General features: G+C 48.5%; 6 protein-coding genes. 3 read left to right on the plus strand and 3 right to left on the minus strand.

From position 1 onward, the window contains the following. Window positions 1–414 (minus strand): gamma-glutamylcyclotransferase family protein (locus tag Q0231_RS06270; RefSeq protein WP_299346435.1); only part of this gene is annotated, 414 nt, incomplete at its 3' end. A gap of 118 nt (window positions 415–532) precedes the next feature. On the opposite strand from Q0231_RS06270, the gene Q0231_RS06275 reads away from it, so the two are divergent. Beyond that, complete coding sequence (locus tag Q0231_RS06275) at window positions 533–1,378, plus strand: AraC family transcriptional regulator (RefSeq protein WP_299346437.1); 846 nt, start codon at window positions 533–535, stop codon at window positions 1,376–1,378. Window positions 1,379–1,383: 5 nt separating this feature from the next. Next, the gene (locus tag Q0231_RS06280; RefSeq protein WP_269394697.1) at window positions 1,384–2,031 is read left to right on the plus strand and encodes a GyrI-like domain-containing protein; all 648 of its coding nucleotides are present in this window, start codon (window positions 1,384–1,386) and stop codon (window positions 2,029–2,031) included. A gap of 3 nt (window positions 2,032–2,034) precedes the next feature. Here the strand turns inward: Q0231_RS06280 and Q0231_RS06285 are convergent, their stop codons facing one another. Beyond that, entirely contained in the window at window positions 2,035–2,310 is a 276-nt protein-coding gene (locus tag Q0231_RS06285; RefSeq protein WP_269394698.1) for a MazG nucleotide pyrophosphohydrolase domain-containing protein, read from the minus strand. Window positions 2,311–2,454: 144 nt separating this feature from the next. Here Q0231_RS06285 and Q0231_RS06290 point away from each other — a divergent pair, with 144 nt between their 5' ends. Continuing rightward, a complete protein-coding gene (locus tag Q0231_RS06290; protein ID WP_299346444.1) occupies window positions 2,455–3,735 on the plus strand; it encodes an MFS transporter in 1,281 nt (426 codons plus the stop codon). 41 nt (window positions 3,736–3,776) lie between these two features. Here the strand turns inward: Q0231_RS06290 and Q0231_RS06295 are convergent. After that, on the minus strand, window positions 3,777–4,404 hold a 628-nt coding region (locus Q0231_RS06295), incomplete at its 5' end, for a membrane dipeptidase (RefSeq protein ID WP_299346447.1).

The following is a 4,404-nucleotide window of genomic DNA, read 5'->3' on the forward strand; positions in this document are numbered from 1 at the left end:
GCCAGATAGGCACAGTGCCCAATACCAATGATAGGGGTGGGGCGGATTTGGATGTGGTTCAACCATATAAGTGACAGTCTGGAGTTTCTCGCCGGTTGGTGTTTCCACTAAAAGATTGGGTTCGCGGGTATATTTCATCGGGCGATCCCAGTCTAAACCCTCAAACTTGTCGAGCACGGGCGCTTCGCTGATTGCCATCTCGTAGACCACGCCGTGTACTTGGTCGTTGCCATTTTCGGTTCTAAACATAGCCATTTTGCCAGATGCACCATGATCATCATCGGCCACCATGCCATAATTGATCGCGTGGCCGCTTACACTGGCTATCGCCACAGGCTTGGCTGATGCGCACCGGTTTTGCAGCCGGGCGTTTAGCAAATTGGAGCCATAGGCGAAATAGTAAAAGCTGCTCATGATGTTCCCGAGTTTTTTGCAATTGTTATTTGATATGGTGATCTGCACCAAATTCAGCAAGATTTGTCAATTCAGGATATGTTTATCTTCGTGCATAAATTGGAAGGACTTTGATTAATTGGCGGTAAATAAGATCAAATATCAGGATCGTCTGGATCGTGTCATCAACTATATTTACGACCATTTGGACGAGGACATCGATCTAAACCGACTGGCGGAAATTGCTTGTCTGTCACCTTATCATTGGCATCGCGTTTATCGGGGTATGAAAGGTGAAAGTATTGTCGCCACAGTTAAGAGGTTGCGCTTGCACCGCGCTGCAACCCAGTTGGCCAATACTAAACTACCATTGGAACGAGTGATTTCTCGTTCTGGCTACAGTAGCGCATCTGCGTTCTCGCGAGCCTTTTCGGATCGATATGGCATGCCACCAGCAAAATTCCGCGAGTGCGGACGTCCTTCCAATCTTATTCAATATGTTGCTGAGGGAAATGCACAAATGCACGAGGTTGAGATTAAGAGATTGGATGAGATGGTTCTTGTAGGGTTGTTTCATCAAGGCTCCTATCATGAAATTGGAAAGGCCTTTGAAAAACTCAATGTATTTGGCAGGGCCAAAGGTTTGATGGGGCCGGATATGCGATCGTTTGGGGTATATTTTGACGATCCGGACGTTGTGGAAACGGGCGAGCTGAACTCGTTCGCCGGTATTGTCGAGACCCAAGAAACCTTCCCTGAAGACCCGTTTGAACGGGTTCAATTCTCGGGCGGGCGGTTTGCTGTAATGCGGTTTAAGGGTCCTTATGCCCAGCTTCCATCGGCCTATCACTGGTTTTACGGCACTTGGCTTGTTCAAACAGAACAGATTTTGCGTGACGCGCCGTGTTTAGAGGCCTATTTAAACGATCCGCGCGAGGTTGCGCCTTCAGATTTATTGACCGACATTTTCATGCCAATTGAGTGAGCTACATGAGCAAAAAGAACAAAATCGACTTCAAACGCCAAGATGCGAAGCTTTACAGCGGAAAGGTCGAACGCTTTGATTTGGTCAAAGTGCCGCCGATGAATTACCTGATGATTGATGGGGATGGTGGCCCAGGAAGTGAGAGCTATCCGGCCGCAATTGCTGCCCTTTATGCGCTAAGCTATGGGTTAAAGTTCTTTTCCAAGATCGAGATGGAAAAAGACTATGTGGTTGGTCCCCTAGAAGGCCTTTGGTGGGCCGATGATATGGAAACATTTATCACGCGGGAAAAAGACAAGTGGAAATGGACCATGATGATCCGGCAACCAGATTGGTTGCTTGGCGAACATCTTGATCAGGTTCTTGAAACTTCAATTGAAAAGAACGGTGCAAAATCAGATGCGCCAACGGATGAGGCTACATTGCGTTCTGTTCGGCTTGAAACCTTGGACGAGGGCGATTGTGTGCAAGTTTTGCATGTTGGCGCCTATGATGACGAGGGGCCAGTTCTAGCACAAATGCATAATGAATATGTGCCACAGAACAAAATGAAGATGATCGGTAAGCACCATGAGATCTATTTGAATGATCCGCGCAAAGTGACGCCGGACAAACTTAAGACTATTTTGCGTCAGCCTGTTCATTTGCAGTAGCGTTCATAGGCTTGAATAACTTTGTTTGCGCGCCATAGCGCACTCAATCATTTCTTCGCTTGGCGGATCAATTGCTCCGTGCTTTTCTGCCAAGCGAATTACCCCAAGCAAATCCGCAAGTTCCTTTGTAAGTGCAAAACCGTTCTTTTCACCGGTATCTGCGTTTGTTGTATCCACACCAAACCGCTTGACTTTGGAAACAGCTTGAATGATTTCCGCGCACTCTTCTACGAGTATTGTTAGAGCTTCTAACTTTTGATCTTCACTAACCGTCATCATCCCTTAGTGCCACTCAGGCACGATCCTACGTAGAATCTCCAGTTGTTTATCTTTATGGCATTATCACATTAGATTGACGGGAACGCATTATCTTGACAGTGGAAAGATATAGCCCTATCTATGTGCCACTATTGAGGAGTGATAATGATGAAACTGCCAAAAAATCGAGACTTACGACGAATCCTAATGGCGCAGGTGCCAGCGGATTTTGCAGATTGGCTTGACTATGTGGCGATCATCTCACTGTTTACCTACACTTGGTCGGTTGAGCCGATCTATTTTGCTTTCTTTGCTTTGGCATTTTCGCTGCCCTATTTGATTGTGGGTCCTTTTTCTGGCGCCTTGGTGGACCGGTGTGACTTGAAAACCGTTATGGTTTGGTCAAATCTTGGTCGCGCAGCGTCAACCTTTGCTTTGGCTTTTGCCGGCCAGCCAGAACTTGTGCTGGTTTTGGTTTTCATACGATCCTCAGTGGACAGTTTTTTCAGTCCTGCCAAACAGACTGCCATACAAGTTTTGGCGGAAAAGTCTGAATTGATGGCGACGAATTCTCTGAGCCAAATACTCAATCAAGCCTCCAAAATTGTCGGGCCCGCCGTTGGTGGAGCGCTATTGATCTTTGTTAGCAGCCAATCGGTTTTTGTGGTCAATGGATTTGTGTCTTTGCTGGCTCTGGCCATTTTGCTCTGGCTGCCAAAGGGACTGCGCCCAAAAAACTCAGGTGAAACCGAGGCAGGGGGCACCGATCAAAAGAAAATGGGCATATTTGCGGAAATCGCTGAAGGCTACAAAACCGTCGGGCGCATCCCCGCGCTCTGGGTCACCATTGGGCTTGGCGCATTTGGTTTTTTCGCGATCTTTTTGCACGACACATTGATCGGGCCTGTGACAAAACTGTTGGGGTTTGATCAGTCGATTTTGGGTTTAACCGTTACAGCGGTTGGTGCCGGTGGTGTGCTTGGTGCATTGGCGGTTGGTAGTATCAAGCGACCAATACATCCTTATGCGCTGATTGGGCCGGGCATGTTCATTGCCTCGCTGTTTACACTGCTGCTGGGCTTTGCGGCCACAAATATGTGGGCATTTCCGCTTTGGATTTTTGTGCCCGGCGCCTTTGTGATTGGCTTTGCGAGTTCGGGCATATTTGTGCCCATGCGCACGGTTTTGCAGCTTGAAACGCCGCCAGACAAAATGGGACGTGTAACCGCAGTCAGTGAAGCCGTAACAGTGACGGCGATGATGGGAGCGCCATTTATTGGGGCAATGTTGGCCACCAATTATGGTCTTGGCGTGCCATTTGTTATTGGCGGTGGCCTGTCATTGGTTTTGGGATTGGGCACGATCGCTTTAATCCCTTTTATCAAATTCAAAAAAGCGGATGAGCAGCCCGATAGCCAAGAAGCCGAACTGGCCAACGCAAGTTGAACGTTTGGCGACGGAGCTGTGTTACTCAGATTGGGAAGGGGCTATTCGCCCCAGGTTTCTTCTAGAACACGCAGCCAATTGGCGTGGCAGATTTTGTTGAGGGCTTCATCGTCATAGCCTGCGTCACGCAAAGCACTGGTCAATGTGGGCAGTTTGGCGGTGCTATCAAGATCATAGGGTGGGGGCGCGCCGTCATAGTCAGACCCTAAACCAACATGGTCGATGCCCATGATATCCACCATATGGTTTACATGTTCGACCAATGTGGACATGGGTACATCTTGGTTTTTCGCCCCATCTTTGCGCAAGAAAGCAACGGCAAAGTTTAGGCCCGCAATCCCGTTTGTGTCTTTGATCGCTTTGAGCTGATTATCGGTTAAGTTGCGTGTGGTGGGGCAAAGTGCATGGACATTTGAATGGCTGGCAATGAGCGGTTTAGTTGAAACGCGTGCGACGTCCCAGAAGCCTTTTTCGTTGATATGCGATAAATCTACAGCAATACCCATTTCATTGCAGGCTTTGACCAACTCTATGCCATCATTGGTGAGGCCCGGCCCTGTGTCTGGTGAGGCGGGGAACTTGAACGGCACACCATGTGCGAAGGCATTTGAACGGCTCCACACGGGACCAATGGAGCGCAAGCCATCGTTGTAAAAGGCTTCAAGGTTC

Origin of the sequence: uncultured Maritalea sp., from assembly GCF_937139385.1 — a bacterium.
Classification (GTDB): Bacteria; Pseudomonadota; Alphaproteobacteria; order Rhizobiales; family Devosiaceae; genus Maritalea; species Maritalea porphyrae_A.

Excerpts from the sequence above, each read along its gene's own strand:
- Q0231_RS06280 (WP_269394697.1), top strand. The coding sequence starts at position 1,384 with ATGAGCAAAAAGAACAAAATCGACTTCAAACGCCAAGATGCGAAGCTT.
- Q0231_RS06285 (WP_269394698.1), bottom strand. The coding sequence starts at position 2,310 with ATGATGACGGTTAGTGAAGATCAAAAGTTAGAAGCTCTAACAATACTC.
- Q0231_RS06290 (WP_299346444.1), top strand. The coding sequence starts at position 2,455 with ATGATGAAACTGCCAAAAAATCGAGACTTACGACGAATCCTAATGGCG.